The sequence below is a fragment of the Actinomadura latina NBRC 106108 genome (assembly GCF_001552195.1).
Taxonomy (GTDB): domain Bacteria; phylum Actinomycetota; class Actinomycetes; order Streptosporangiales; family Streptosporangiaceae; genus Spirillospora; species Spirillospora latina.
Genome location: NZ_BCQS01000005.1, coordinates 458,729 through 484,076 on the forward strand (window position 1 = coordinate 458,729; position 25,348 = coordinate 484,076).

At 73.0% G+C, this 25,348-nt stretch carries 23 protein-coding genes and 1 tRNA gene; 15 read left to right on the top strand and 9 right to left on the bottom strand.

The window, feature by feature from the left end; genetic code table 11:
* Positions 1 to 38 precede the first annotated feature (38 nt).
* Together cutA and ggt are read right to left on the bottom strand one after the other, a co-directional pair.
* Positions 39 to 404: a divalent-cation tolerance protein CutA gene (gene cutA, locus AL2_RS08430; protein WP_067631636.1), complete on the bottom strand. Its 366-nt coding sequence runs from the start codon at positions 402 to 404 to the stop codon at positions 39 to 41.
* A gap of 49 nt (positions 405 to 453) precedes the next feature.
* Positions 454 to 2,370 carry a gamma-glutamyltransferase gene (gene ggt, locus AL2_RS08435; RefSeq protein ID WP_157438058.1) on the bottom strand — a complete coding sequence of 639 codons (1,917 nt, stop codon included), beginning with the start codon at positions 2,368 to 2,370 and terminating at the stop codon, positions 454 to 456.
* 365 nt (positions 2,371 to 2,735) lie between these two features.
* On the opposite strand from ggt, the gene AL2_RS08440 reads away from it, so the two are divergent.
* The 7 genes from AL2_RS08440 (at position 2,736) to AL2_RS08470 (ending at position 11,929) form a co-directional block, all read left to right on the top strand.
* Positions 2,736 to 4,799: an APC family permease gene (locus AL2_RS08440; RefSeq protein ID WP_245666446.1), complete on the top strand. Its 2,064-nt coding sequence runs from the start codon at positions 2,736 to 2,738 to the stop codon at positions 4,797 to 4,799.
* Between the two features lie 194 nt (positions 4,800 to 4,993).
* Entirely contained in the window at positions 4,994 to 5,842 is an 849-nt protein-coding gene (locus AL2_RS08445; protein ID WP_067631640.1) for an NUDIX hydrolase, read from the top strand.
* Positions 5,839 to 6,861: a serine/threonine-protein kinase gene (locus AL2_RS08450; protein ID WP_067631642.1), complete on the top strand. Its 1,023-nt coding sequence runs from the start codon at positions 5,839 to 5,841 to the stop codon at positions 6,859 to 6,861. Before AL2_RS08445 ends, AL2_RS08450 begins: the two co-directional genes overlap by 4 nt.
* An 11-nt stretch (positions 6,862 to 6,872) precedes the next feature.
* Entirely contained in the window at positions 6,873 to 7,844 is a 972-nt protein-coding gene (locus AL2_RS08455; RefSeq protein ID WP_067631644.1) for a hypothetical protein, read from the top strand.
* A gap of 4 nt (positions 7,845 to 7,848) precedes the next feature.
* Entirely contained in the window at positions 7,849 to 9,177 is a 1,329-nt protein-coding gene (locus AL2_RS08460) for an adenylosuccinate synthetase (RefSeq protein ID WP_067631646.1), read from the top strand.
* A gap of 44 nt (positions 9,178 to 9,221) precedes the next feature.
* Positions 9,222 to 11,201, top strand: coding sequence for a hypothetical protein (locus AL2_RS08465; protein WP_245666448.1), 1,980 nt, complete (start codon positions 9,222 to 9,224; stop codon positions 11,199 to 11,201).
* Positions 11,202 to 11,224: 23 nt separating this feature from the next.
* Positions 11,225 to 11,929 carry a 3-keto-5-aminohexanoate cleavage protein gene (locus AL2_RS08470; protein ID WP_067631648.1) on the top strand — a complete coding sequence of 235 codons (705 nt, stop codon included), beginning with the start codon at positions 11,225 to 11,227 and terminating at the stop codon, positions 11,927 to 11,929.
* A gap of 62 nt (positions 11,930 to 11,991) precedes the next feature.
* On the opposite strand, the gene AL2_RS08475 is transcribed toward AL2_RS08470, so the two are convergent.
* The 3 genes from AL2_RS08475 to AL2_RS08485 are packed head-to-tail and all read right to left on the bottom strand — an operon-like array spanning position 11,992 to position 14,939.
* Positions 11,992 to 12,603, bottom strand: a complete 612-nt coding sequence (locus AL2_RS08475; protein WP_067631650.1) for an Rv1733c family protein — start codon at positions 12,601 to 12,603, stop codon at positions 11,992 to 11,994.
* Between the two features lie 43 nt (positions 12,604 to 12,646).
* Positions 12,647 to 14,248: an MFS transporter gene (locus tag AL2_RS08480; protein ID WP_083946208.1), complete on the bottom strand. Its 1,602-nt coding sequence runs from the start codon at positions 14,246 to 14,248 to the stop codon at positions 12,647 to 12,649.
* Positions 14,249 to 14,258: 10 nt separating this feature from the next.
* The gene (locus tag AL2_RS08485) at positions 14,259 to 14,939 is read right to left on the bottom strand and encodes an LppX_LprAFG lipoprotein (RefSeq protein WP_157438059.1); all 681 of its coding nucleotides are present in this window, start codon (positions 14,937 to 14,939) and stop codon (positions 14,259 to 14,261) included.
* A gap of 154 nt (positions 14,940 to 15,093) precedes the next feature.
* On the opposite strand from AL2_RS08485, the gene AL2_RS08490 reads away from it, so the two are divergent.
* Positions 15,094 to 15,167, top strand: a tRNA-Ile gene (locus tag AL2_RS08490).
* A 32-nt stretch (positions 15,168 to 15,199) separates the two neighbouring features.
* On the opposite strand, the gene AL2_RS08495 is transcribed toward AL2_RS08490, so the two are convergent.
* The 3 genes from AL2_RS08495 to AL2_RS08505 form a co-directional block, all read right to left on the bottom strand.
* Positions 15,200 to 15,568, bottom strand: a complete 369-nt coding sequence (locus AL2_RS08495; RefSeq protein ID WP_067631652.1) for a hypothetical protein — start codon at positions 15,566 to 15,568, stop codon at positions 15,200 to 15,202.
* Between the two features lie 8 nt (positions 15,569 to 15,576).
* A complete protein-coding gene (locus AL2_RS08500; protein WP_210748165.1) occupies positions 15,577 to 17,895 on the bottom strand; it encodes a nitric-oxide reductase large subunit in 2,319 nt (772 codons plus the stop codon).
* Between the two features lie 152 nt (positions 17,896 to 18,047).
* A complete protein-coding gene (locus tag AL2_RS08505) occupies positions 18,048 to 18,821 on the bottom strand; it encodes an enoyl-CoA hydratase-related protein (protein WP_067631655.1) in 774 nt (257 codons plus the stop codon).
* A gap of 60 nt (positions 18,822 to 18,881) precedes the next feature.
* On the opposite strand from AL2_RS08505, the gene AL2_RS08510 reads away from it, so the two are divergent.
* On the top strand, positions 18,882 to 19,274 hold the full coding sequence (locus AL2_RS08510; RefSeq protein ID WP_067631657.1) for a DUF7715 family protein: 393 nt from the start codon (positions 18,882 to 18,884) through the stop codon (positions 19,272 to 19,274).
* Between the two features lie 11 nt (positions 19,275 to 19,285).
* Positions 19,286 to 19,576 carry an MTH1187 family thiamine-binding protein gene (locus AL2_RS08515; protein WP_067631659.1) on the top strand — a complete coding sequence of 97 codons (291 nt, stop codon included), beginning with the start codon at positions 19,286 to 19,288 and terminating at the stop codon, positions 19,574 to 19,576.
* Here AL2_RS08515 and AL2_RS08520 read toward each other — a convergent pair.
* Positions 19,569 to 20,333 (bottom strand): neutral zinc metallopeptidase, encoded by a 765-nt coding sequence (locus AL2_RS08520; RefSeq protein ID WP_067631661.1) that lies wholly within the window; start codon positions 20,331 to 20,333, stop codon positions 19,569 to 19,571. The two genes, AL2_RS08515 and AL2_RS08520, sit on opposite strands and share 8 nt — an antisense overlap.
* Before the next feature lie 172 nt (positions 20,334 to 20,505).
* On the opposite strand from AL2_RS08520, the gene AL2_RS08525 reads away from it, so the two are divergent.
* Genes AL2_RS08525 through AL2_RS08545 form a run of 5 tightly spaced genes read left to right on the top strand, consistent with a single transcriptional unit; the run spans position 20,506 to position 25,345 of the window.
* Positions 20,506 to 21,309, top strand: coding sequence for an ABC transporter ATP-binding protein (locus tag AL2_RS08525; protein WP_067631663.1), 804 nt, complete (start codon positions 20,506 to 20,508; stop codon positions 21,307 to 21,309).
* Entirely contained in the window at positions 21,306 to 22,100 is a 795-nt protein-coding gene (locus tag AL2_RS08530) for an ABC transporter ATP-binding protein (protein ID WP_067632513.1), read from the top strand. The genes AL2_RS08525 and AL2_RS08530 overlap by 4 nt, the downstream gene beginning before the upstream one ends.
* Positions 22,097 to 22,987, top strand: a complete 891-nt coding sequence (locus AL2_RS08535) for a branched-chain amino acid ABC transporter permease (RefSeq protein ID WP_067631665.1) — start codon at positions 22,097 to 22,099, stop codon at positions 22,985 to 22,987. Before AL2_RS08530 ends, AL2_RS08535 begins: the two co-directional genes overlap by 4 nt.
* Positions 22,980 to 24,080, top strand: a complete 1,101-nt coding sequence (locus AL2_RS08540; protein WP_067631667.1) for a branched-chain amino acid ABC transporter permease — start codon at positions 22,980 to 22,982, stop codon at positions 24,078 to 24,080. The genes AL2_RS08535 and AL2_RS08540 overlap by 8 nt, the downstream gene beginning before the upstream one ends.
* A complete protein-coding gene (locus AL2_RS08545; RefSeq protein WP_067631669.1) occupies positions 24,077 to 25,345 on the top strand; it encodes an ABC transporter substrate-binding protein in 1,269 nt (422 codons plus the stop codon). The genes AL2_RS08540 and AL2_RS08545 overlap by 4 nt, the downstream gene beginning before the upstream one ends.
* Positions 25,346 to 25,348 lie beyond the last annotated feature (3 nt).

Sequence of the window (25,348 nt, forward strand, 5' to 3'; positions counted from 1 at the left end):
AACTTACCCTGCCATGACCCAGGTCACACGGCCAGGGGTCAGTCGTCTTCGGCGAGGTCCTCCACCGCGTCGTCGCGTGCGCCGGGCTCGGTCTGCTCGGTGATCCAGGCGAGGTAGTCCATGCTGCCCGCCACCACCGGGGTCGCGATGATCTCCGGGGTGTCGTAGGAGTGCCCCTCGGTGATCAGGGAGGCCAGCTCGTCGAACCGGTCGGCGGAGGTCTTGAAGAGCACCATCCACTCCTCCGCCGACTCGATCTCGCCCTCCCACCAGTAGGTGCTGGCGATCGGCCCGACCAGTTGCGCGCAGGCCACGAGCCGCTCGGCGACCGCCGACCGCGCGAGCTCGGCGGCCTCCGCCCGGGAGTCGGTCGTGGTCGTCACCTGCACGTAAGAGTGCGCCATGGCACGACTCCTTCCCGCTCACCGTCCGCGCACGCCATCACCGGCTCGATCACCGGGCCGGGTGGACGACCAGCGCGCTGCCGCCGCCGCGCCGGGTCGGCTCCGCGACCGCCTGGACGAGGCCGGGCCGCAGGAACTCCAGCCCGGTCGCGGCGCCGATCACGCCCGCCGGCGGGCCGGGGAAGACCGCCAGCCGGTGCCCCCGCGCGGCGAGGCCGCGGCCGTACCGGTCGATGAACGGCTGCTCGGCGTACACGAGCGGAGTGTTGCGCTGCGTCGCGCGGGGCGCGTCGAGGGCGGCGGGCAGGTCCATGCCGAGGTCGATGCGGTTCATCAGGATCTGCAGCACGGTCGTGATGATCGTCGAACCGCCGGGGGTGCCGAGCGCGAGCTTCGGCCGGCCGTCCTTGAGCACGAGCGTCGGGGACATGCTGCTGCGCGGGCGCTTGTGCGGGCCGGGCAGGTTCGGGTCGGGCGCCTGGCCGGGCGCGGGCGGCTGGAACGAGAAGTCGGTCAGCTCGTTGTTGAGCAGGAAGCCGCGGCCGGGGACGGTGATGCCGCTGCCGCCGAACTGCTCGATCGACACCGTGTAGGAGACGACGTTCCCCCACTTGTCGGCGACGACGAGGTGGGTGGTCTGCGGGCCCTCGAACGCCAGCGCGCGGGTCTGCGTGCCGGGCGGGACGCAGGGCTCGTAGGTCCCGTCGGGCGAGCCGGGCGCGACGGGAGCGGGCGCGGCCCGGTCCGGCCTGATCAGGCAGGCGCGCTCGCGGGCGAACCCGGCGGACAGCAGTTCGTCCAGCGGCACGTCCACCTTGTCGGAGTCGCCGAGGTAGCGGCCGCGGTCGGCGTAGGCGAGCTTGGACGCCTCCAGGTAGTAGTGCAGGGCCGTGACCGGGTCGCGGGCGTCGAGGCGGAAGTTGCCCAGGATGTTCAGCGCCTCGCCGATCGTGGCGCCGCCGGACGACGACGGCGGCATGCCGTACACGTCCGTCCCCCGGTAGGGGACGTGCGTGGGCTTGCGCACCACCGCCCGGTAGGCGGCGAGGTCACCGCGCTCCATCAGGCCGGGGCGGACGTTGCGGGCCGCGTCCGGGTCGACGGGCGGCTCGGCGACCGTCCGGGCGATCTCCCTGCCGAGCCCGCCCCGGTAGAACCAGCCGGTGCCGCGCTTCGCCAGCTGCCGGTAGGTGTCGGCGAGGTCGGGGTTGCGGAAGACCGAGCCGACCTCGGGGACCTTCCCGTCCGGCAGGAACAGCTTCCGGGTGGGGACGATGTCGCGGAAGCGGGCCTCGTTCGCCGCCGTCTGGTCGTGGAATTCCTGGTCGACGACGAATCCGCGGTCGGCGATCTTGATCGCGGGCCGCAGCAGGGCGCCGAGGTCGCGGGTGCCGAAGCGGCGCAGCGCGAGGTCCCACTGGGCGAGGGTGCCGGGCACGCCGACGCCGAGCCCGCTGGTGACCGCCTGGTCGAACGGCAGCGGCGCGCCGGTGGCCGGGTCGATGAAGGAGTCCCGCTTCATGCGCTCCGGCGCGAACTCGCGGCCGTCGAGCGCGTAGACGCGCCGCGTCCGCGCGTCGTAGTAGGTGATGTAGCCGCCGCCGCCGATCGCGGACACGAACGGCTCGGTGACGCCGAGCGCGGCGCCGGCGGCGACGGCCGCGTCCATCGCGTTGCCGCCGTGCTTCAGGACGTCGAGGGCCGTCCGGCTGGCGTCCAGGTCGACGGTGGAGACGGCGCCGCCGACGCCGGTCGCGACCGGCTGCTTGGCCGGCGGCGCCGGACGGCCCGGATGCGGTGCGGGCGCGGCGGACGCGGCGGTGGCCGCGGCGGCGGGGACGGCCAGCGACGCGGCGAGGGCCGCCGCGGCGGCGAGCGCCGTGCGGCGCCGGACGCGGGACGGCCCGGGACGCACGCGGGCGGACGGCTTCGACGGCGTTTTCGAGGGCGCGAGGGAGCGGGACACCTGACCTCCAGACGAACGCGGCGCCCCTACGGTGCCACCGATCTTCGGCCGATGCCACCGTCCGCACCGGCCAGGCCCGGACGCCGTGCGCGAGAAAGATCGTAAGCGCTTTCCCTATTGGAAATTGGGGGTATTCGGTCGGAACGGTCCATGGAAAAAGATCCGGTGGCCGGTCAGCCGAGCGTGAGGACGCCGCTGCGGCATGTCGCCGACCTGCGCTTTGGCAGGATGCGACAACGACAAGACGGCATCGATCCGCGCGAAAACGTTGCGATTATGCTCGTACGTGGTGAATTCTTAGGGACTTCGACAAGCCATCACCTCGCGAACAGCGGCGCGGGTTCTAGGCCTTGGGGGGACCCACCATGACCTTGGACATGCGCATGCGCAACAACATGTTCCGCCGGCTGCCCGTCGAACAGGCCACCGGCCGGCTCTACGGCGGGCGGCACCGGCTCCGCGTGGTGTACCGGACCCGCGATCTCGTCGTGCTCGGCCTCGGCGTCATGATCGGCTCCGGCATTTTCAAGATCGCCGGCGAGCAGGCCAGCTCGACCGCCGGCCCCGGCGTGCTGATCTCCTTCCTCATCGCGGGCGGCGTGTGCGTGCTGGCCGCGCTGGCCTTCGCCGAGCTGTCCTCGATCATCCCGGTGGCGGGCAGCGCCTACTCCTTCAGCTACGTCGCGTTCGGCGAGGTGTGGGCGTGGGTCGTCGGCTGGGCGCTGATCATGGAGCTGCTGCTGGCCGCGTCCGTGCTCGCGCGGGTGTGGTCGCTGTACTTCACGCAGGCGCTGAACGACTTCGGGGTGCCGATCCCGGGCTGGCTCGGCGAGGTGATCGGCCAGGTGAAGGGCCCGGACGTGCTGGCCCTCGGCATCCTGCTGCTGGTCGTGGTGATGCTCGCCACCGGCAGCCGGATGAGCCTGAAGACGCTCTGGTACATGGTGATGGCCAAGGTCATCGTGATCGGCCTCGTCATCGCCACCGGCCTGAAGTTCTTCGACGCCGGCAACCTCACCCCGTTCGTCCCGCCCGCGCGGCCGGCGCCGGAGGCCGCCCAGACGGTCCTGGACGCCCTGCTCGGCGCGGTCGGCGGCGGCACCCCGCACGTGTTCGGCGTCTGGGGGCTGTTCGCCGCCGCCCCGGCCATCGCGTTCGCCTACATCGGGTTCGACCTCATCGCGACCGCCTCGGAGGAGACCGACGACGCACCCCGCAAGGTGCCGCGCGGCATCCTCACCGCCCTGCTGACCGCGATCGTGCTGTACGCGGCGGTCGCCATCGCGCTGGTCGGCATGGTCGGGATGGACGGCTTCGCCAAGCTCGACCCGGACAAGCTGCTGATCGCCGCCGCGTTCGACGAGGTCGGCGCGGGCGCGATGGGCAAGATCGTCGACGTGGGCGCGGTGCTGGCGCTGACCACCGTCATCCTGGTGGTGGTGATCAGCCTGACCCGGGTGCTGTTCTCGATGGCCCGGGACGGGCTGCTGCCGCGCCCGCTCGCCGCGATGAGCCGCTACAAGGTGCCGTCCCGCGCCACGCTGCTCGCGGGCGGCGCGGCGGTGATCATGTCGCAGACGATCGACGTGCTGACGCTGGAGCAGCTTGTGGTGATCGGCACGCTCTTCGCGTTCCTGTTCGTCGCCGCCGCGGTGCTCGCGCTGCGGCACTCCCAGCCCGACCTGCACCGGCCGTTCCGGATGCCCGCGGCGCCGCTGATCGTGATCGTGACGATCTTCGCGGTCGGCTGGCTGATGCTGAACCTCGAGGTGCGGACGTGGGCGTACTTCGCGGTCTGGATGGCCGTCGGCATCGCCCTGTACCTGGTGTACGGCCGCCGGAAGAGCCAGATGAAGCTGCTGCTCGACGCGCCGCCGGCTCCGTCGGTCGCCGCCCGGCTGGGCGCGGCGCCGCCGCCCGGAGCGCTCCCGCCCGAGTCCCCCGGGAGCCTGCCGCCCGGGGTGGTGCCGGTCGGCGGGTCCGCGACCGGCGAGCCGATGCCGTACGAGCCGGGCGCGTGGCCGGGCGACCGGCGGCCCGGCGCGCCGGAGAGTCCCTACCCGACGGGCCGGTACTCGACCGGGCGGCAGCCGGGCGGCCAGTTCGCGCGGGACCCGTACCCGGCCGAGCAGCCCCCGCCCGAGCAGTACGAGCAGTACGAGCAGTACGAGCGCGGCCGGACGCCCGGCCGGTATGCCCCGGGCTCGTACGGACCGGGCCGGGACGCCGACCCGTACGCGGTGGATCCGGGCGTCGCGAACCCGTACGCGTCCGGCCCCTACTCGGCCGGGCCGTACGGTTCCGGCGAGCAGCCCTACGGTGACCGGCCCTACCGCGAGCCCGGGTACGGCGAGCCCGGGTACCGCGAGCCCGGGTACGGCGAGCAGGGCCAGGACGAGGAGCCGCCCGGCGGCCGCCACCACCGCTGAGCCCTCCGCCCGGGACTTCTTCTTTGTGAAGTTCCGCCGAACGCAGCGGGCGCCGCTCCCCCTCGCGGGGACGGCGCCCGCTTCTCGTCGTCCGATCGCACTGGACGCCCCGCCTCCTGCCGGGTATGTTGTTCTCAATTAGAGATGAACTCAACTTGAGACTTACTCACCCCGAGCATGACGGAAGGACGCGGATGACCCCGGAACCGAGGCGCGACGAGGCCGAGTTCCTCGCGAACTACGACCCGCGCGACTACGACCCGGTCGCCGTCACGGTGGACGTGGTCGCGCTGACGATCCGCGACGGCGCCCTCCACGTCCTGCTGGTCCGGCGGGGGGAAGCCCCGTACGCGGGCATGTGGACGCTGCCGGGCGGCTTCGTCCAGGCGGGCGGCCCGCTGCGGGGCACGGACGCCGAGGACCTGCCCGACGCCGCCGTCCGGGAGCTGGCCGAGGAGACCGGGCTCAGCGCCAAGGGCGGCGTGCCCGGCCGTGCCCGCCTGGAGAGGGTCCACCTGGAGCAGCTCGGCACGTACGGGTCCCCGGGCCGCGACCCGCGGATGCGCGTCATCTCCGTCGCCCACCTCGCGTTCGCGCCGGAGCTGCCCGACCCGGAGGCGGGCGGCGACGCGGCCGACGCGGCGTGGGTCCCGGTGGACGCCCTGGGCCTCACCGAGTCCGGGGACCAGCGCCCGGGCACCACCCGCCGGCTGGCCTTCGACCACGCCCGGATCCTGTCCGACGGGCTGGAGCGGGCGCGCGGGAAGCTGGAGTACACCCCGCTCGCGACGGCGTTCTGCGGCCGCGAGTTCACGATCCCCGAGCTGCGGTCGGTCTACGAGGCGGTGTGGGGCGAGGAGCTGCACGCCGGCAACTTCCACCGGAAGGTCCTGTCGGTGCCCGGGTTCGTGGAGGGCACCGGCGCGACGTCCGACCGGGGCGGCCGGCGCGGCGGCCCCCGGCCCCGGCTCTACCGGCCCGGCGACGCCCGCCTCCTGCATCCCGCACTGCTGCGGCCGAGCCGGGAGGAGGAGATCAGATGACCGCGCTGGAGGACGCGCTGGCGCGGCTGGACCGGGCGCGCGTCCCGGCCGACCTGTTCGGCGCGGACGAGGCGGAGGCGGCGCGGCGCTACCGGCGGCTGGCCCGGCTCGTCCACCCGGACGCGACCGGCGGGCGCACCCGTGACGCGTTCATCAGGCTGAACGCGCTGTGGCGCGCCTACAGCCGGGACGACCTCGGCCTGATCACCACCCGCCGCCACGCGTACCGGCTGGACGGCGACCCGATCGGCGGCGACCTCGCCGAGCTGTACCCCGCGCGTCCCGAGGCCGGCCGCGCGGTGCTGCTGAAGATGCCGCGCGACCCCCGCGACAGCGACCTGGTCGAGCGCGAGGCGGTCGCGCTCCGCCAGTTGCCCAAGGACGGGGACGGGACGTTCCTGCCGTACGTCCCGCGCCTGGTCGAGTCGTTCCGGCACCGGGACGCGGCGACCGGGACGCAGCGGCAGGCCAACGTGATCGCCGCGCTGGACGGGTTCCACAGCCTGGCCGCGGTCGGGAGGGCGTACCCGGAGGGCGTGGACCCGCGCGACGCGGCGTGGATGTGGCGCCGGCTGCTGGTCGCCCTCGGGTTCGCGCACCGCGCGGGCGTCCTGCACGGCGCGGTCCTCCCCGACCACGTGATGATCCACCCGGAGAAGCACGGCCTGGTCCTCGTCGACTGGTGCTACTCCGTTCCCGGCTGCTACGCGCACGCCGATCCGTCCGGGCGCGTCCCGGCGATGGTCGGCCGGTACGCCGGCTGGTACGCCCCGGAGGTGCCGGGGCGGCGGACGGCGAGCCCCGCGACCGACATCTACATGGCCACCCGGTGCATGACCGAGCTGATGGGCGGCAAGGCGCCCCCGGCGATGCGCTCGTTCGCGCGCGGCTGCACGCTGCCCGCGCAGAACCGGCGCCCGTCCGACGCCTGGCGGCTGCTGGCCGAGCTGGACGAGCTGCTGGAGCGGCTCTACGGCCGGCGGCGCTTCCGCCCCTTCCACCTGCCCGCACCGAACTGAGGGAGAACACCATGGGAAGCGGACACTGGTCCACCGACGTCTACGCCGCCCGCGCGAGCTACCGCGCGTCCACCGGCGCCAGCGCGTTCGCCTACTCCGACGGCGGCGCGACCGCCGTCCACCCCGACCTCGACCCGCGCGGCGTGACCGCCCGGGAGAGCCGGGACTCCGGCGACCACCCGGAGTCGCTCGCGATCGGCGTCCTGTTCGACGTGACCGGCTCGATGGGGAACGTGCCGCGGACGCTGCAGACCAAGCTCCCCGACCTGCTCGGGCTGCTGCTGCGCAAGGGGTACGCCAAGGACCCGCACATCCTGTTCGGCGCGGTCGGCGACGCGACCTGCGACCGGGCGCCGCTGCAGATCGGCCAGTTCGAGGCCGACAACCGGATGGACGACGACCTCGGCAAGATCCTCCTCGAAGGCGGGGGCGGCGGCCAGATGCGCGAGTCGTACGAGCTGGCCATGTACTTCATGGCCCGGCACACCTCGATCGACTGCTTCGAGAAGCGCGGCAGGCGCGGCTACCTGTTCATGATCGGCGACGAGCTGGCCTACCCGAAGGCGAAGCGGCGCGAGATCGCGAAGGTCATCGGGGACGAGCGGGCGGAGGACGTCCCGGTCGCCGACCTCGTCCGGGAACTGCAGCGCAAGTACGACGTGTACTTCATCATCCCCGAGGGCGCCTACCACTCCGGGAGCCGCGAGCTGGCGGACTTCTGGCGCGGGCTCCTCGGCCAGAACGTCCTCTACCTGGACGACCTGGACGCGGTCTGCGAGACGATCGCGCTGACCGTCGGGCTCGCCGAGGACGCCATCGACCTCGACGAGGGCCTGGAGCACCTGGCGGAGGCCGGGTCGGACGCCGGCGCGTCGGTGTCCCGCGCCCTCGCCCGGCTGGACGCGTCCCGCGCGCCGGCCGCGGTGTCGTCCACGCCGCCGGGGCTGGACGCCTCGGGCCCGTCCGCGACGACCCGCCTCTGACCCCGTGGACCGCGACCGCGGGGACCATGTGATCGTCGTCGACCTCGGCTTCGGGGACGCGGGCAAGGGCACGGTCGTCGACCATCTCTGCTCCGCCGGGGCACCTCCCCTGGGGGGACGACCCCCCAGACCCCCCGGCGAACGGGGGGTGGCGGCGGTCGTCCGGTTCAACGGCGGCGCGCAGGCCGCGCACAACGTCGTCACGGCGGACGGGCGGCACCACACCTTCGCCCAGTTCGGGTCGGGAACGTTCACACCGGGCGTGCGGACGCACCTGTCGCGGTTCATGCTGGTCGACCCGCTGGCGCTCGCCGCCGAGGCCGGCCACCTGCGGGCCCTGGGCGTCGCAGACGCGCTCGACCGGCTCACCGTGGACGGGGACGCGCTGCTGACGACGCCGTACCACCGGGCCGCCAACCGCGCGCGGGAGTCGGCGCGGGGCGCGGCCCGGCACGGGTCGTGCGGCATGGGCATCGGTGAGACGGCGTCCTATGCGCTGGAGCACGGCGAGGCGCCCCGCGCGGGCGACTGCGTGTCGCCCGCGCGGCTGCGGCGCCGGCTCGCCGCCCTCCGCGACTGGTACCGCGGCACGTTCCCCGGCGGGGAGGACGTCCCGGACGCCGGCGCCTGCGCCGACGCCTTCACCGCGTTCGGCGAGCGGGTCCAGATCGTCGGCGGCGATCACCTGCGCGGCCTGCTGCGCGCCGGGAACGTGGTGTTCGAGGGCGCCCAGGGCGTCCTGCTGGACGAGTGGCACGGCTTCCACCCGTACACGACCTGGTCGACGACGACCTTCGACAACGCCGAGACGCTGCTGGCCGAGGCGGGCGGGACCGCGACGCGCCTCGGGGTGCTGCGCGCGTACGCGACCCGGCACGGCCCCGGCCCGTTCGTCACCGAGGACCCGGCGCTGACCGCCGGCCTCCCCGACCGGCACAACGGCGCGGGCCGCTGGCAGGGCGCGTTCCGGGTCGGCCACCTCGACGCCGTCGCGCTCCGCTACGCGCTGGACGCGGCGGGCGGCGTCGACGGCCTGGCGGTCACGCATCTGGACGTCGCGGGGGCGCGTCCGGACCTGCGCGTCTGCCGGGCCTACGACGTGGACGGCGACCGGGTCGGCCGGCTGGCGGCCGGGCCGCCCGACCTGGGCCGCCAGGCCGCCCTCACCCGCCGCCTGCTCCGCGCGCGGCCCGTCTACGCGCCGCTCGGCGACCCCGTCGCGACGGTCGAGGACGCGCTGGGGGCGCCGGTCGTCCTGCGCTCGTACGGGCCCGCCTCGGCCGACAAGGAGGGTGACCACATGCGGACACCCATTGACCTCGGCCTCCGGTGAGACCAAGATCCCGCTGAACGCCGCGGATCTTCCGGAGGTGGACGTTGCGTCTCCCCCAGCGCGCCCTGTCCCGGCGCACGGGACCGGCCCTGCTCGCGATCGCCGCGGCCGCCGCCCTGCTGACCGTCCCGCCGGCGCCCGCCGCCTCGGCCGGAACGGGCGACGGCTGCGATCCGATCGACCCGGCGGCGTGCCTGCTGCCGTTCCCGAGCGACTGGTACACCGTCGCGGACGGGGGCACGGCGACGGGCCGCCGCGTCGACCTGCGGACGACGCTCAAGAACGCGCTGGGCGCCCCGGTGTCGCCGGGCGAATGGAACCGGGCGGACGGGTTCTCCCCCGGCTCGCCGCTGCTCAGCCGCGTCCCGGGCGTCGACCTGACCCGCACCGGCGCCGCGCCGATCACCGACATCGGCTCCTCGCTGCGCGCCGACGCCCCGATCGTGATCGTGGACACCGCGACCGGCGAGCGCTGGCCGTACTGGGCGGAGCTGGACGCGAACGCGCCCGACGACCGGAAGGCACTGATCGTCCGTCCGGCGAAGAACTTCCGCGAGGGCCACCACTACGCGGTCGCCTTCCGCAACCTGCGCGACGCCTCCGGAGACCCGATCAGGCCGAACGCGGCGTTCACCAAGATCCTCGGCCCGGACCTGCCGTCCGCCGACCCCCTCGCGCAGCGGCAGCGGGACGAGCGGCGGGTCCTCGCCGCGCTCCAGGCGAACGGCGTGGGCCGCGACGGCCTCTACCTCGCGTGGGACTTCACCGTCGCGAGCCGGCAGAGCCTCGCCGGGCCCGTGCTGCACATGCGCGACGAGGCGCTCCGCAAGCTCGGCGACCGGTCGCCGTCGTTCCTCGTCACGCAGGTGACGAACGGCGTGGACGACAAGATCGCCCGCGAGGTCAAGGGCGTCGTCTGGGCGCCGGGCTACCTCGACCAGTACGGCGGCCTGCCCGGATCGTCCCTGCACCGGGGCCGGGACGGGCAGCCGGAGCAGCTGCCCGGCAACTCCCAGGCCGTCCCGTTCCAGTGCGAGATCCCGAAGTCGGCGTTCGGCACCCCCGCCCGTCCCGCCCTCTACGGGCACGGGCTCCTCGGCAGCGAGGGCGAGGTCGACGCGGGCAACGTCAAGGCGATGGCCGCCGAGCACGGCTTCATGTTCTGCGCGACGAAATGGATCGGCATGTCCGACGAGGACGTCCCGAACGTGATCACGGCGCTCGCCGACCTCACCCGCTTCGGGACGGTCGCCGACCGCCTCCAGCAGAGCCTGCTCAACTTCACCTTCCTCGGCCGCGCCATGACCCGCGGGTTCGCCCGCGACAAGGCGTTCCAGGACGACGCCGGCAGGTCCCTGATCGACACGGCGGCGGAGCTGACCTACGACGGGAACAGCCAGGGCGGCATCATGGGCGGCGCCCTCACCGCGGTCTCCCCCGACATCCGGCGGGCCGTCCTCGGCGTCCCGGCGATGAACTACAGCACGCTGCTCAACCGCAGCGCCGACTTCCCCGAGTACGCGCAGGTCCTCGACCTGTTCTACCCGGACAAGCTCGACCAGCAGCTCGGCCTCGCGCTGATCCAGATGCTGTGGGACCGCGGCGAGGCCAACGGCTACGCGTGGCACATGACGGACGATCCGCTGCCGAACACGCCGAAGCACCGGGTGCTGATGCACGTGGCGTTCGGCGACCACCAGGTGGCGCCCGTGGCCGCCGAGGTCGAGGCCCGCACGATCGGCGCCCGCGTCCACGCCCCGGCGGTGACGCCGGGCCGCAACCCCGACACGGTGCCGTACTGGGGCATCCCGGTCTTCGGCTCGTCCTACGACGGCTCCGCCATGGTCGTCTGGGACAGCGGCTCCCCGGCGCCGCCGCTGACGAACACGCCGCCCACGCAGGGCCGCGACCCGCATTCGGACCCGCGCAACAACGCCGACGCGCGCCGCCAGAAGGCGGCCTTCCTGAAGACCGGCACGGTCGTGGACGTGTGCGGAGGGGGACCCTGCGTCATCACCCCCTGACCCGCACCTGAGAAGATCGGAGCATGCTCCAGGTCTGCCCGAACGGGCCCCGGACCGAGGGGGTGCCGGTCTCGCCGGAGGAGGTCGCCGCCGCGGTCCGCGCCGCCGCCGACGTCGGCGCGCAGGACGCGCACCTGCATCCGAAGGACGACGCGGGCGCCGACACCCTGGACGCGTTCCGCGTCGCCGAGACGGTCACCGCCGTGCGCGCGACGACCCCGAACATCCGGGTCGGCGTCACCACGGGCGCCTGGACGGCCCCCGACCCGGCCGAGCGCGCCGCGCTGATCCGGTCCTGGACCGTCCTGCCCGACCACGCGTCGGTGAACTTCCACGAGCCCGGCGCCGAACTGGTCGCCGAGGCGCTGATCGAACGCGGCGTCGCGATCGAGGCGGGCATCTTCTCCGGCACCGAGGCCGCCGAGCGGTTCCTGCGCTGGCCGCACGCCGGCCACGTGCTGCGGATCCTCGCCGAGGTGACCGACACCGACCCGGGGACCGCGCCCGGCACGGCCAAGGCGCTGCTGCACGCCATCGGCACCGGGCACGAGCGCCCGGTCCTGCTGCACGGCGAGGACGGCGGCGCCTGGCCGGTGCTGCGCCTCGCCGTCCGGCACAACCTGGACGTCCGGATCGGGCTGGAGGACACCCTCGCCCTCCCGGACGGCTCCCCGGCCGACGACAACGCCGTCCTGATCCAGACGGCCCGCGCCCTGCTCGCCCCGTAGCGCCCGTCCCGTAGCGCCCGTCCCGTAGCGCTCGTCCGCTGGCCGCTCGTCCCGCAGCCGGGTCAGGAGCGGGGGTTGTGGCCGGCGGCGTCCATGCGGGCCCAGTCGGCCTCCCACATCTCGTCGCGGTGCCGGTCGCAGCGGCGGCGGACCAGGGCGTAGCCGAGCAGCACGGGCATCGCGCAGCCGAGGACGGCCGCGGCGCCCGCGTAGACGGCGTCGGTCACCGTCCGGCTGTGCGGGCGGGGGCGCACGGCCGGATCGCCGTGCCGGTCGATCCAGATCGTCCGGTGCGCGCCCGCTTTCGCGTTCTTCCAGCTCGGCAGCGTCCCGACGCGGGGCTCGCCGTTCGGGCCCGGCCAGGTCGCCTGGACGGTCTCATGGATGTAGCGGTCGCCGGAGGAGCCCACGCCGCCGATCGAGGTGACGGTGGCGACCACCTGGTGCCGGTTCGCGCGCTCGGCGTTCTCCGCATGGGTTCCCGCGCCGTAGGACCAGGACGCCGCCAGCGCCGCCAGCGGCGGTGCGGCACCGAGCAGCAGCAGGAGCAGCCCGAGGGCGACCAGCCGCTGGACGCGGTCCACGCGGCGGCGCAGCCCGTTCGGCTCCAGCCCGAGCCGGCGGCGCAGCCTGACCACGGGCCCGCCACCGCGGCGGATGCCTGACCTGCGCATTCGCATTCACCTCCCCGGGGAGCGCCCTCCCGGCAAGAGGCCTTCAGCCTTCTTTACCGAGGATATTCCCGAGTTCGTTGAACGGCACATCGCCGGTGGCCGAATCATTTCCCGAATCGTGTCCGATATGCCGGGTTGATGACCGATTTAGGCCATCGTCCGGACCGTCGGCGTCCCGCCGGGCCCCCACCGCCAGCGCCAGCAGGGCCCCGAGCACGCACATCCCCGCGGTGATCCAGAAGATCTCCTGGTACTCGGTGCGCAGCGCGTCCTGCAACGCGGCGTTGTAGACCTTCATCTGCCGCGCGAACTCGTCCTTCGACATCAGGAACGGCAGCGGCGGCTTCAGATCGGCCGTCAGCGCGTGGAAACGGTAGAACCCCCACGCCGACAGCGCGGACACGCCGAGCAGCATGCCCATCATCCGCGCCACCACCACGGCCGCCGACGCGACGCCGTGCCGCCCCGCCGGGACGAACGCCAGCACCGCCGACGACACCGGCGCGATCACCAGGCCGAGACCGAGACCGGTCACCACGAGATCGACGTCCATCCGCGGGAGCGGCCCGTACGAGGCGTTCGCCAGATCCGCCGGCCAGCCGGCGATCAGCAGGTAGCCCGCCGCGGACACCGCCATGCCCGCCGCCATCGGCCACCGCTCCCCCACCCGCCGGGCGATCAGCCCGCCGGCCACCGCCGCGACGGGCAGCGCCACCAGGAACCTCGTCAGCAGCAGCGCGCCCTCCGTGGTGTCCTTGTGCAGGACGGTCTGCGCCACCAGCACGACGTCCACCAGCGTCACCATCAGCGCCGCACCCGACAGCAGGCTCACGCCCAGCGTCGCCAGCAGCGGCCCGCGCCGCACACCCGAAAGATCGAGGAGCCGCGTCCTGGTCCTGACCTCCCACAGGACGAACACCGCCAGCACCGCGGCGCCCGCACCCAGCACCGGCAGCCCCCACGGCGGCAGCGCCGACTCCTCCGGCTCCGGGTTGTAGACGGCCGCGACCAGCAGCCCGAGGCCCAGCGCCAGCAGCAGGCCGCCGACGACGTCCACGCCCGGCCGCGGCCCCTCCTTGCGCCCGCCGGGCACGGCCACCTGCACGGCGGCCATCGCCACGACCACCAGCGGCACGTTGATCCAGAAGATCGCACGCCAGTCCAGCACCGCCGCGATCCCCGCCCCGTACAGCGGGCCGAGCACGCTGCCGAGCTCCTGCGCGGCCCCCACCGCGCCGAGCACCACCGGCCGCTGCCGCTCCTCCCACAGGTCCCCGGCCAGCGCCATCGTCACCGGCAGCAGCGCGCCGCCCGCGACGCCCTGCACCGCCCGCCCCGCCGTCAGCACCGGCACGTCGTGCGCCAGCGCCGTCACCACCGATCCCACCGCGAAGAACACCAGGCACGCCTGCAGCAGCGGACGCCGGCCGAACCGGTCCGACAACTGCCCGAGCAGCGGCATCGCCGCCACGTAGCCCAGCAGGAACCCCGTCAGGACCGGCGTCACCCGCTCCAGCCGGTTGATCGGGATCCCGACGTCCTTGACCATCGGCACCAGGACCGTCGTCACCACATACGCGTCCAGCGCGGCCAGCAGCACCACCGCGCCGCCGGCCCCGATCGCGACCCGGCGCCGCTCCCTCACCCGGGCCGCCCTACTTCGGCGCGCTGATCTTGTACGGGGCGTCGAACTCGGTGAACGAGATCACCACCGCGCCGCCCTTCGGAAACGTCCCGCGCACCTTCACCAGCCGGTGATCGGCCTTGCGCACCCACACCTGGCCGTCCATGTCCGCGTTGATGCCCGGGATCAGGCCCGCGATCTGCGCCTTCGGCAGCTTCGCGCCCACCCGGTACGCCTCCTCGCCGTCCACCTTCTCCACGGCCTGCGGCTCCGGCGCCTTCGCCGACGTCAGCAGCATCGGGATCCCGCGCTGCGGATCCAGCACCGCCGACGGGTCGTACACGCTCGCGGCGAGGGCCTTCGGCAGCTTCCGCCAGCCGCCCGTCCCCGCGTCCAGGTAGATGCTGTCGCCCACCGCGACGACCTTCATCTCCACGTTCTGGCCCTGCTGCTCGACCGTCAGCGTCCCCTGCGCGTCCCCGCTCCGGAGCAGCTTCATGTCGCCGCCCTTCACGATGACCGGCGTCGTGCCGTCCGACTCCAGCGCGAACCCGACGCTCGTCAAGGCCCCCATGGCCTGCGCCGCCTGCCGGAGCGTCTGCGCCGCGTCGAAATCCGCCTTCTTCGCCGGCTCATCGGACCCGCCATCGCACGCGCCCGCGAACACGAGCGCCAGCAGGACGGGAACAAGGGCCAGTATGCGTCTGGACATACGCGGGACCCTACCGACCGGTCACCACACCCGTCACTCGCCTCCTGGTATGACATGGCCCCGCCGAAAGGAGGACGTCCTCCACGCCCCCACTGCTCACCGCCGCTAAGATTGCACCCGGCAAAACCCCCGCCGTCACCGGGGGAACGGCCGCGGGGCGGTAGCTCAGCTGGTCAGAGCAGAAGACTCATAATCTTCCGGTCGCGGGTTCGAGTCCCGCCCGCCCTACAGCGCGGCGGCGTCCTCGTGCGCCTCCGCTTTCAGTCCCGGCCGGTGCGGTCGCGGGTGAACTTCGCCGTCAGATCGAGCAGGGCGGCCGCAGCGACCACGGCCGTGAGGCCGAGGACGGCCAGTTCAGCCGCGTTGTGGTGGCGGAACAGCTCGACGAGGGCCAGGGTCAGGGACGCGGCGGCCATGATCAGCGCCACCAGGGTGTGCAGGCGGCCGACCTCGGAGTGGGGCCAGTCCGCCGGGGTCGTCTCCGGCGGGGCGGGAGCCTGCCTGCGGTGGCCGGCGAGCGCCCGGCTCGTCCACGCGGAGCTGTCCCTCCGCCCGAGACGGTGCAGACCCAGGGCGGACAGCACTATGACGAGCGCGTAGCAGGCCACGAAGACCGCTTCGAAGCTCATGCCCTCCCCTACCCCTTCGCGTCGGCCGTGGGCTCGGTGACCTCGGTGAACAGGGAGAGGTCCTCGGCCGGAAGGTTCTCGGGGGCTTCGGGATGGCTGCCCCGGTGGCGGACGCCCAGCCACGCCAGCCAGAGGAGCGGGAGCACGCCGCCGACGATGAGCAGGACGTCGCCGGGAAGGCGCAGCCACTCCAGGACGGTATTGGGCTGGCTGCCGACATAGGCGAGCGAGCGGGCCTCGGTGTAGCCGGCGTCCACCGCGCGGTACAGCTGCAGCAGGCCGACCGGGAGCAGCGTCACGAACACCATCCAGGCCAGGCCCGCGTTCAGGGACCAGAAACTGATCGAGGCGAGCTTGTCCGACCAGAGCCGCTCCGGGATGAGATAGCGCAGGGCGAACACCGCGAAGCCGACGGCCAGCATGCCGTACACGCCCATCATCGCGGCATGGCCGTGGTTCGCGGTGAGGATCGTGCCGATCTCGTAGTACGACACGATCGGCAGATTGATCAGGAAGCCGAATATGCCGGCCCCGAGGAAGTTCCAGAAGCCCACCGCGACCAGGAACATCACCGCCCAGCGGTGCGGGAACGACGTCGCGCTCTTCGACTCCTGCCGGGCGCCGAGCCGGATGAAGCTCCACGCCTCGACGGTGAGGAACGTCAGCGGGATGACCTCGAACGCCGAGAAGAACGCGCCCAGCGCGAGCACGGCGGCCGGTGTGCCGTTGAAGTACCAGTGGTGCGCCGTCCCGATGACGCCGCCGGCGCTGTACAGGATGATGTCGAGGAAGACCACGCGCAGCGCGATCTTCTCCCGGACCACCCCGAGCAGCACGAAGATGTAGGCCACCATCACGGTGGTGAACAGTTCGAGGAAGTCCTCCACCCAGAGGTGCACGATCATGAAGCGCCAGAAGTCGCTGACCGCGTACGGGGAGTCGTGCCTGGCCAGAAGGCCGGTCGCGTAGACGACGGGCAGCGCCAGCGCGGCGAAGAAGAACAGCCACGGCAGGTTCCCCCGGCTCTCGGCCCCCAGGCGCTGCCGCATTCCGCGCCACAGGATCACCACCCACACGAACATGCCGAGCGTGAGCAGGATCTGCCAGAACTTGCCGAGGTCCAGGTACTCGAAACCCTGCATCCCGACCCAGCTCCAGAGATCGCCGAACGCGCCGCGCATCCCCGCGAGCTCGCCGATCAAGGAGCCGGCGACGACGACCACGAGGGCGCCCAGCAGCACGTACGCCAGGACTCCCTGCCCCTTCGGGTCGCGCCGCTGGGTGATCATCGGCACCAGGAAGATGCCGGCGGCGAGGAAGCTGGTGGACACCCAGAACAGCGCCAGCTGCACGTGCCACGTCCGGAAGAGGTTGTACGGCAGCCACCGGTCGAGCGGGATGCCGAAGAAGCTGCCGAGGTCCGCCCGGTAGTGCTCGCTCGCCGCGCCGGCGAACGTCTGCACCAGGAACAGCAGCGCCATCACCAGGAAGAACCCGGCCGTCGCCCGCTGGCCGCTGGTCAGGCCCACCGTCTGCGGCGCCCTGAACCGGAGCTCCTGCTGGTCCCGGCCGTGCCAGCCCAGCCAGTTCCAGCGGCCGAACGCGGCGAACAGCGCGCCCGTCCCGCCGATCAGCGCCACGAGGCTGATCACGCTCCACACCACCGTGTCCGCCGTCGGGGCGTTGGCGACGAGCGGCTCGGGCGGCCAGTTGTTGGTGTAGCTGTACTTCTCGCCCGGACGCTCCGCCGACGCCGCCCACGCGCTCCACGCGAAGTAGCTCGTGAGCCGCCGGATCTCGGCCGGATCGGTGATGGCCCTCGGACGCAGGCCCGTCTTGCCCTCCGGTGAGGCGAAGAAGCCCGCGTAGTGCCTGGTCAGCTCGGAGAACGCGGCGGCCCGCGCGGGAGAGATCGTCAACGTGCCGGTGCGGGGGTCGTACCGGTTCCGGCGGTAGTCGTCCTGGACGCGGCGTGTCACGTCGCCCGTCCCGCTGTAGGCGCGCTCGACCAGCCGCGCCGACCGGTTCAGGTAGTCGGCCGTGAAGTCGGGCCCGAGATAGGCGCCGTGCCCGAAGATCGACCCGTACTCCATCAGCCCGTTCTTGAGGAAGACGTCCTGGCCTGCCAAGACGTCGGCGCGCGTGTAGACGGTCTGGCCGGACGTGCTGACGGTGCGCTCGGGGATCGGCGGGCTCGACCGGTAGGTCATGAATCCCATCAGCACCATGACGAACAGGCCGACCAGGATGATGAGCGCCGCGGCCTGAACCCAGCCGCGGCCGATGAGCCGGGCGCGGCGGGCCGGCGGGTCCGTGGACAGTGCCACTGGTCCTCCAAGGCGATGATCTCTGCGAACGAGGGTGAATTCGTTCTCGTGGCGGGAGAAATCAAGCCGAGGAGGGCCCGGGACGGAGAATCCGACGCGCGGCGGCCTTCGCAGACTAGATCATCTGACCGGATATGACCAGTGACGCAGTGTCACGCGGGCCAGGTGGGGCGGCGTTTTTCGAGGAAGGCCGTCATGCCCTCCTGGGCTTCCGGCGTCTGGCTGGACGCGGCCATGACCTCTATCGCGTAGGCGTAGGCGTCCTGTTCGGGGCGGTCCAGCTGGGCGTACATGGCCTGCTTGCCCAGGGCTTTGCTCCGTGGGCTGCCCTGGGTCGCGCGGGTCAGGAGATCGTGGGTCGCCTTCTCCAGGTCGTCGTCGGGGACGGCGTAGTTGATCAGGCCCCAGTCCGCGGCCGTCCGGGCGTCGAAGATCTCGCCGGTCAGGGCCATTTCGGCGGCCCTCTTGCGGCCGATGTTGTGGGAGATCGCGACGAGCGGGGTGTGGCAGAACCAGCCGCCCTTGCCGCCGGGGGCGGCGAAGCCCGCGCTCTCGGCGGCGACGGCCAGGTCGCAGCTGGCGGCCAGCTGGCAGCCGGCGGCCGTGGCGAGGCCGTGGACGCGGGCCACCACCACCTGCGGGACGGACTGGATCGTCCGCATCAGGTCCGTGCAGACCTGCAGGAGGTCGCGGGCGTCGGCGTGCGACGCGCCCGCCATGTCGGCGAAATCGTGGCCGGCGGAGAACACCGGGCCGTTCGCGGCCAGGATGATCCCGCGGGCGTCCGTGGCGCCCGCCTCGGCGAACGCGGCCGTCAGCTCGTGGAGGAATGCCTTGGAGAGTGCGTTGCGGCGCTTCGGGCGGTTCATCGTGATCGTGATGAACGGGCCGTCGCGGTGAACCAGGACGTCCTTGTCTTCGCTCATGCTTTGAACGTTATGTCAGACCCCCGTCGTACGGTTGTCGGGTCCGAGGACCGAGGGGGTATGGCCTTGAAGCTGCTCACCGCCACCAACGCCGGCCAGGGATTGCGCGACAACGACTTCGACTGGTGCGTCGAGGGCGAACTCGTCCACATCGGAATGGTGTGCGCCCGCGACCGCGACGACCCCGACGGAGGATGCGGTTGCGGCCGGTCGTTCGCCGGGCTCAACTCGCACCGCGCCACGACGACCGCGATGGTCCGGGAGATACCCGGGTTCACCGAAGAGGACCATGTGCTGGCGATCCGGTCGAGCCTTGAGCAGCAGGGCTGCGACCCCGCGTTCGCCGAGCACGAGGCGGCGCTGCTGCGGTGCCTCGCGCGCGACTGGCCGGTGGGGGTGATCGTCGAGCGGCGGCTGGATGAGATCGTGGTGAGACAGGTCGTCCAGCCGTAGGGAGGTGCGCGATGCTCGTCGCGTTCTCGGTGACCCCGCTCGGGGCGGGTGAGGAGGTCGGCGAACTCGTCGCGGAGGCCGTCCGGGTGGTGCGGGCCAGCGGGCTCCCCAACCGGACCGACGCGATGTTCACCACGATCGAAGGCGAATGGGACGAGGTCATGGCCGTGGTGAAGGACGCCACCGAGGCTGTGGCGGCGCGGGCCCCCAGGGTCGGCCTCGTCCTGAAGGCCGACATCCGGCCGGGGGTCACCGGCGCTCTCGACGCCAAGGTCGAGTCGGTGGAGCGCCACCTCAGCTGAAGCAGCCCTGCACGCCGTTCTCGCCGCCCCGGGAGAAGCTGCGGAGGCGTTGGACGGCGGTGCCGTGGTCGCCGGGTTTCGTCCAGGCGGCCTTGTCGCCGATGACCTGGAAGGCGTCCACCAGCTCCTGCTCGTCGCCGTCCTCGAACCGCAGCGTGCCGTCGTCGGACGAGCCGTAGAGGACGGCCCCGGCGAGGCAGTCGGCCTGGAGTTCCGCGGCGGGCGACACCAGGCCGCGGCGGAGCCTGGCCTGGACGGCGTGCCCCCACTCGTGCGCGATCACCAGGTAGACCCACGCGTCACCGCGCGCGTAGCCCGAGCGCATGAGGTGCGCGTCCCACGCCACGTAGTCGCCGGACGGGCAGTACGCCGCGTTGTCGGGGGTCAGGCGCTCCTTCCCGCAGAGCGGCGCCGAGCGCGGGTCGCGGCCGTCGTAGAGGCCCACGACGCGCGGTGAGCTGTAGGAGCCGGTGAACAGCCGGTTCCAGTGCCGCTGCCAGTAGTCGTCGGTCGTCGTCTCCGCGGTGCGCAGGTCCTCCTGGAACTCCGACTCGTTGAACGTGCCCGGCGCGCTCGGCGCCTGGGCGGGCGAGCCGGCGGCCGCCGTGCCCTGCGCCGCCGTGCCCTGTGCCGCGGGGCGGGCCTGCCCCGGCGGCGGACGCAGTTCGAACTGGCACGCGCCGGTCAGCGCGAGCAGCGCGGCGGCGGCGGCTCCGGCCCGCCACCGCCGCCGAAGATTCCGTGCGGTCTCCCTCATGACGGGACATACGCACGCGCGCCGCCGGAGGGTCGAACGGCGCCGCCACTGTGCTCGCCGCACAACCCGAACGATGTTCGATTGGACCCCCGCCACGTCTTGCGCGGGGCCTGTAGACGCAGGTCGCAGGCCCATGCTGGGCTGCCCGCCACACGAACTTACGGAGGGGCGCATGGCGAACGGGACCCTCGCGGTCCGCGACCTGTCGGTGAGCTACGGGCGGGCGGTGCGGGCCCTGCGCGGTGTCTCGCTGGACGTCCCGGCGGGCGCGGTCACGGCCGTGCTCGGCGCGAACGGGGCCGGCAAGACGACGCTGCTCCGGGCGATCTCGGGCACGCTGCCGTTCCACCGCGGGGCGGTGGACACCGGCACGGTCCGGCTCGGCGACCGGTCCCTCGTCGGGCTGCACCCGGCCACCGTCGTGGCGGCCGGCGTGGTGCAGGTACCGGAGGGACGCCGGGTGTTCGGCCGGCTCAGCGTGGAGGAGAACCTGCGGGCGGGCGCGCTCGGGGCGCCCGCCCGCGGCGCGGCGGCCAAGGCGCACGAGCGGGTGCTGGAGCTGTTCCCGGTGCTGGCCGAGCGGGCCCGGCAGCGGGCCGGGCTGCTGTCCGGCGGCGAGCAGCAGATGCTCGCGATCGGGCGGGCGCTCATGGCGTGCCCGTCGATGCTGCTGCTGGACGAGCCGACGCTCGGGCTGGCGCCGCTGATGGCCGAGCGGATCGCCGAGACCGTCCGGGAGATCAACCTGCAGGGCACCGCGATCCTGCTGATCGAGCAGAACGCGGCGCTGGCGCTGGAGCTGTCGTCGTCGGCGCACGTGCTGGAGGTCGGCGCGGTGACGCTGCACGGGCCGTCGGCGGAGCTGGCCGCGAGCGACGAGGTCCGGCGGCGCTACCTCGGCGTCGGCGGCGAGGAGGAGGACGGAGGCGGGGATGATTCCGCCCCGCCGCCCTCGCTGGAGCGGTGGGCCGGATGAGCGATCTGGAGGTCGACGGGCTCACGGTGCGGTTCGCGGGGCTGACCGCGCTGGACGGGGTCGGGTTCACCGTCGTGGCGGGCAGTGTCCACGCGGTCATCGGGCCGAACGGGGCGGGCAAGTCGACGTGCTTCAACGTGCTGTCCGGCGTGTACCGGGCCAGTGAGGGCAGCGTCCGGTTCGGCGGCGCGGAGCTGACGTCGCTGCCGCCGCACCGGATCGCGGGCCTCGGCGTCGCCCGGACGTTCCAGAACATCGCGCTGTCGCGGCACCTGTCCGTCGAGGACAACCTGATGCTCGGGCGGCACCGGCTCACCAGGGCCGGGTTCGCGTCGGCGGGGCTGCGGATGCCGTGGGCGCGCCGCGAGGACGCCCGGCACCGGGCGCGGGTCCGCGACATCGCCCGGTTCGTCGGGGTCGACGAGCATCTCGCGGCGCCGGTGGGCCTGCTGTCCTACGGCGTCCAGAAGCGGGTGGAGCTGGCCCGCGCCCTCGCGATGGAGCCCCGGCTGCTGCTCCTGGACGAGCCGGTGGCCGGGATGAACGGCGCCGAGCGCAAGCGGATGGCCGAGGTCGTCGCCCGGGTCCGGGCCGACCTCGGCGTCTCGGTCCTGCTGGTCGAGCACGACATGGGGATGGTCATGCGGCTGGCCGACGAGGTCACCGTCCTCGACTTCGGCCGGCGCATCGCGGGGGGCGAGCCCGAGCGCGTGCAGCGGGACCCGGCCGTGATCCGCGCCTACCTCGGCGGCGCGCACGAGCCGGCGGAACCTTCGGAGGGAAATCCTTGAGCACGTTCATCGAGCTGGTGGTCAACGGGGTCTCGGCGGGGTCGGTGTACGCGCTGATCGCCCTCGGCTTCGTGATCATCTTCAAGGCCACCGAGGTGGTCAACTTCGCGCACGCGTCGCTGCTGCTGGTCGGCGGGTACGTGACGGCGGTCCTGCACGACGACATCGGATTCCTCGCGGCGCTCGGCGCGGGCGTCGCCGCGGCGGCCGCCGTGGGCGCGCTGGTGGAGTTCCTGGTGCTGCGCCGCGCCCGCGTCGAGGACCAGGCGGTGCTCGCGATCGTCACGATCGGCGTCGACATCGTGCTGACGACCGCGCTGACGCGGGAGATCGGCACGCAGGTCCTGTCGATGGGCGATCCCTGGCAGAACAAGATCGTGGACGTGGCGGGGGTCGGCATCGCGCAGACCCGCATCGCGGCGTTCGCGGTCGCGTCCCTGCTGATCGCGGCGTTCCTGCTGGCGTTCCGCTACACCTCGTGGGGCGTGGCGATGCGGGCGGCGGCCGAGGACGGGGAGACGGCGGCGCTGATGGGCGTCCGGCTGACCCGCGTGTCGCTGGCCGCGTGGGCGATCGCGGGCGCGCTCGCCGCGGTCGCGGCGCTGTTCCTGACCGTGTTCCCCACGCCGGGCCTGGACCGCAGCACGTCGTTCGCGGCGATGAAGGCGTTCCCGGCCGCGATCCTCGGCGGGCTCGACTCGACGACCGGCGCGCTCGTCGGCGGCCTCATCGTCGGGCTCACCGAGTCGCTGGTGACCGGCTACCAGGGCGACCTCGCGTTCATGGGCCGCGGCATCGGCGAGGTGGCGCCGTTCGTGGTGATGCTGCTGGTGCTGCTGGTCCGCCCGGCCGGGCTGTTCGGGACGAGGGAGCTGTCGCGTGTCTGAACGTCCGTTCCGCTTCGCGGCGGCGCTCGCCGCGACGGCGGTGCTGCTCGCCATGCCCTTCTACCTGGACGCGTTCTGGCTGCAGACCGGCCTGTTCGCGATGTCGGCCGCGATCGGCGCGATCGGCCTGAACCTGCTGACCGGCGCGACCGGGCAGCTGTCGATGGGGCACGCGTTCTTCCTCGCGGTCGGCGCCTACGGGTACGTGTACCTGGCGTCCGAGGACGGGCCGCACGTCGCGGGCCTCGGGCTGCCGACGCCGCTGGCGTTCGTCGGCGCGATCGTCCTCGCCGGCGTCGCGGGCGGCCTGTTCAGCCCCATCGCGGGGCGGCTGCGCGGCGTCTACCTCGGCATCGCCTCGCTGGCGCTGATCTTCATCGGGCAGCATGTGCTGTTCAACGCCGAGACCGTCACCGGCGGGTTCAACGGACGGGACGTGCCGCCGCTGGAGCTGGCCGGGTTCCGCTTCGACGACTCCCCCGGCCTGGTGCTGTTCAACGTGCCGCTCGGCGCCCTGGAGCGGCTGTGGTTCCTCGCCGTCCTGCTGCTGGTCCCGGCGGCGTGGATCGCGCGCGGCATCCTGCGCGGCCGGCCCGGCCGGGCGATGAACACGATCCGCGACCACGAGACGGCGGCGGCGGTGATGGGCGTGCCGGTGGCGCGCTACCGGGCCGGTGTGTTCGTGCTGTCGTCGATGTACGCGGGGGCGGCCGGGGCGCTGCTCGCGCTGGCGTTCCGCCGGACGGTCCCGGACTACTTCGGGATGTTCCTGTCCCTGGACTACCTGGCCATGATCGTCATCGGCGGGCTCGGCACCGCCGCCGGGGCGATCGCGGGCGCGGTGTTCGTGTCCGTCCTGCCGCAGCTCCTCACCCGCTTCGGCGACGACCTGCCGCTCGTCGCCGCGCCGGGCTCCGGCGGGGTGTCCCCCGCCGAGGCCGCCCGGATCCTGTACGGCGCCGCCGTGGTCGCCGTCGTCCTCTTCCTGCCCGGCGGCCTGGCCGGGATGTGGCCGCGGCTGCGCACCGCCGCGTCCCGGCGCAGGGCCGCCCGTCCCCTCACCCGACTCGAAAAAGAGGAGCAACCAGTATGAAGCGAACGGCACGGCTGACGGCGGTCGCGGCGCTGGCGGTGGCGCTGCCGCTGAGCATGGCGTCCGGCTGCAGCGGCAAGGCGACCGGCGGGTCCGCCAGTACCGGCAAGGACGGTGTGAAGACCGGTCCCGGCGTCACCGACACGACGATCCGCGTCGGCGCCGCGACCGACCTGACCGGCGTGTACGCGCCGCTGGGCAAGAGCCTCACCCAGGCGCAGCAGATGTACTTCGAGCAGGTCAACGCGCAGGGCGGGGTCTGCGGGCGCAAGGTCGAGCTGGTCGTCCGCGACCACGGCTACGACGTGCAGAAGGCGGTCGCCGGGTACAGCGAGATGCAGGCGGACGTCATCGGCCTCGCCCAGTTCGTCGGGTCGCCGATGGTGACGGCGCTCAAGCAGCGGATCACCTCCGACAAGATGTTCGTGATCCCGAACGCGTGGGCGACGACGCTGCTCGGCGACAAGTACATCCAGGTCACCGGCACCACCTACGACATCGACATGATCAACGCCCTGGACTTCCTCACCAAGGAGAAGGGGATCAAGAAGGGCGACAAGATCGGGCACGTGTACTTCGAGGGCGACTACGGCGAGAGCGCGCTCGCCGGGTCCAAGTACGCGGCGGACAAGCTCGGCCTCACCCTCGTCGAGCAGAAGATCAAGGCGACCGACAACGACATGACCGCGCAGGTCTCGGCGCTGAAGGACGCCGGCGTCAAGGCGATCCTGATGAGCGCCGGGCCGAAGCAGTCGGCGTCGCTGGCGGGCGTCGCGCGGGCCAAGGGCATCATGGTGCCGATCGTGGCGAGCAACTCCGGGTTCTCCCCGCAGCTGCTGCAGACCCCGGCCGCGCCCGCGCTGCTGAAGGACTTCTACCTCGCCTCCGCGGGCGCGCCGATCTCGTCCGACCTGCCGGCGATCAAGAAGCTGGCGGACGACTACGGCAAGAAGTACCCGGGGCAGCCGCGCGACAGCGCCGTCGTCAACGGCTACACCGGCGCGGTGATCTTCACGGACGCGCTGAAGAAGGCGTGCGAGGCCAAGGACCTCACCCGCGAGGGCCTCATCACGGCGCACCGGTCGACGACCGCGCACGACGGCGGCTACGGCACCCCGATGGACTTCTCGAAGGTGGACGAGCCGGGCACCCGCAAGACCTACATCCTGCGGACGGACGCCAAGGCGCTCGGCGGGATGGTCGTCGAGCGGGACGCGCAGGAGTCCGAGGCCGCCGAGACCTACAAGGTCCCGTCCGGGGCCTGATCA

Bases quoted from the DNA above. Each gene is read 5' to 3' on its own strand.
- cutA (WP_067631636.1), bottom strand. From the start codon at position 404: ATGGCGCACTCTTACGTGCAGGTGACGACCACGACCGACTCCCGGGCG.
- AL2_RS08440 (WP_245666446.1), top strand. From the start codon at position 2,736: ATGACCTTGGACATGCGCATGCGCAACAACATGTTCCGCCGGCTGCCC.
- AL2_RS08445 (WP_067631640.1), top strand. From the start codon at position 4,994: ATGACCCCGGAACCGAGGCGCGACGAGGCCGAGTTCCTCGCGAACTAC.
- AL2_RS08450 (WP_067631642.1), top strand. From the start codon at position 5,839: ATGACCGCGCTGGAGGACGCGCTGGCGCGGCTGGACCGGGCGCGCGTC.
- AL2_RS08455 (WP_067631644.1), top strand. From the start codon at position 6,873: ATGGGAAGCGGACACTGGTCCACCGACGTCTACGCCGCCCGCGCGAGC.
- AL2_RS08470 (WP_067631648.1), top strand. From the start codon at position 11,225: ATGCTCCAGGTCTGCCCGAACGGGCCCCGGACCGAGGGGGTGCCGGTC.
- AL2_RS08475 (WP_067631650.1), bottom strand. From the start codon at position 12,603: ATGCGCAGGTCAGGCATCCGCCGCGGTGGCGGGCCCGTGGTCAGGCTG.
- AL2_RS08485 (WP_157438059.1), bottom strand. From the start codon at position 14,939: ATGTCCAGACGCATACTGGCCCTTGTTCCCGTCCTGCTGGCGCTCGTG.
- AL2_RS08495 (WP_067631652.1), bottom strand. From the start codon at position 15,568: ATGAGCTTCGAAGCGGTCTTCGTGGCCTGCTACGCGCTCGTCATAGTG.
- AL2_RS08505 (WP_067631655.1), bottom strand. From the start codon at position 18,821: ATGAGCGAAGACAAGGACGTCCTGGTTCACCGCGACGGCCCGTTCATC.
- AL2_RS08510 (WP_067631657.1), top strand. From the start codon at position 18,882: ATGGCCTTGAAGCTGCTCACCGCCACCAACGCCGGCCAGGGATTGCGC.
- AL2_RS08515 (WP_067631659.1), top strand. From the start codon at position 19,286: ATGCTCGTCGCGTTCTCGGTGACCCCGCTCGGGGCGGGTGAGGAGGTC.
- AL2_RS08520 (WP_067631661.1), bottom strand. From the start codon at position 20,333: ATGAGGGAGACCGCACGGAATCTTCGGCGGCGGTGGCGGGCCGGAGCC.
- AL2_RS08525 (WP_067631663.1), top strand. From the start codon at position 20,506: ATGGCGAACGGGACCCTCGCGGTCCGCGACCTGTCGGTGAGCTACGGG.
- AL2_RS08530 (WP_067632513.1), top strand. From the start codon at position 21,306: ATGAGCGATCTGGAGGTCGACGGGCTCACGGTGCGGTTCGCGGGGCTG.
- AL2_RS08545 (WP_067631669.1), top strand. From the start codon at position 24,077: ATGAAGCGAACGGCACGGCTGACGGCGGTCGCGGCGCTGGCGGTGGCG.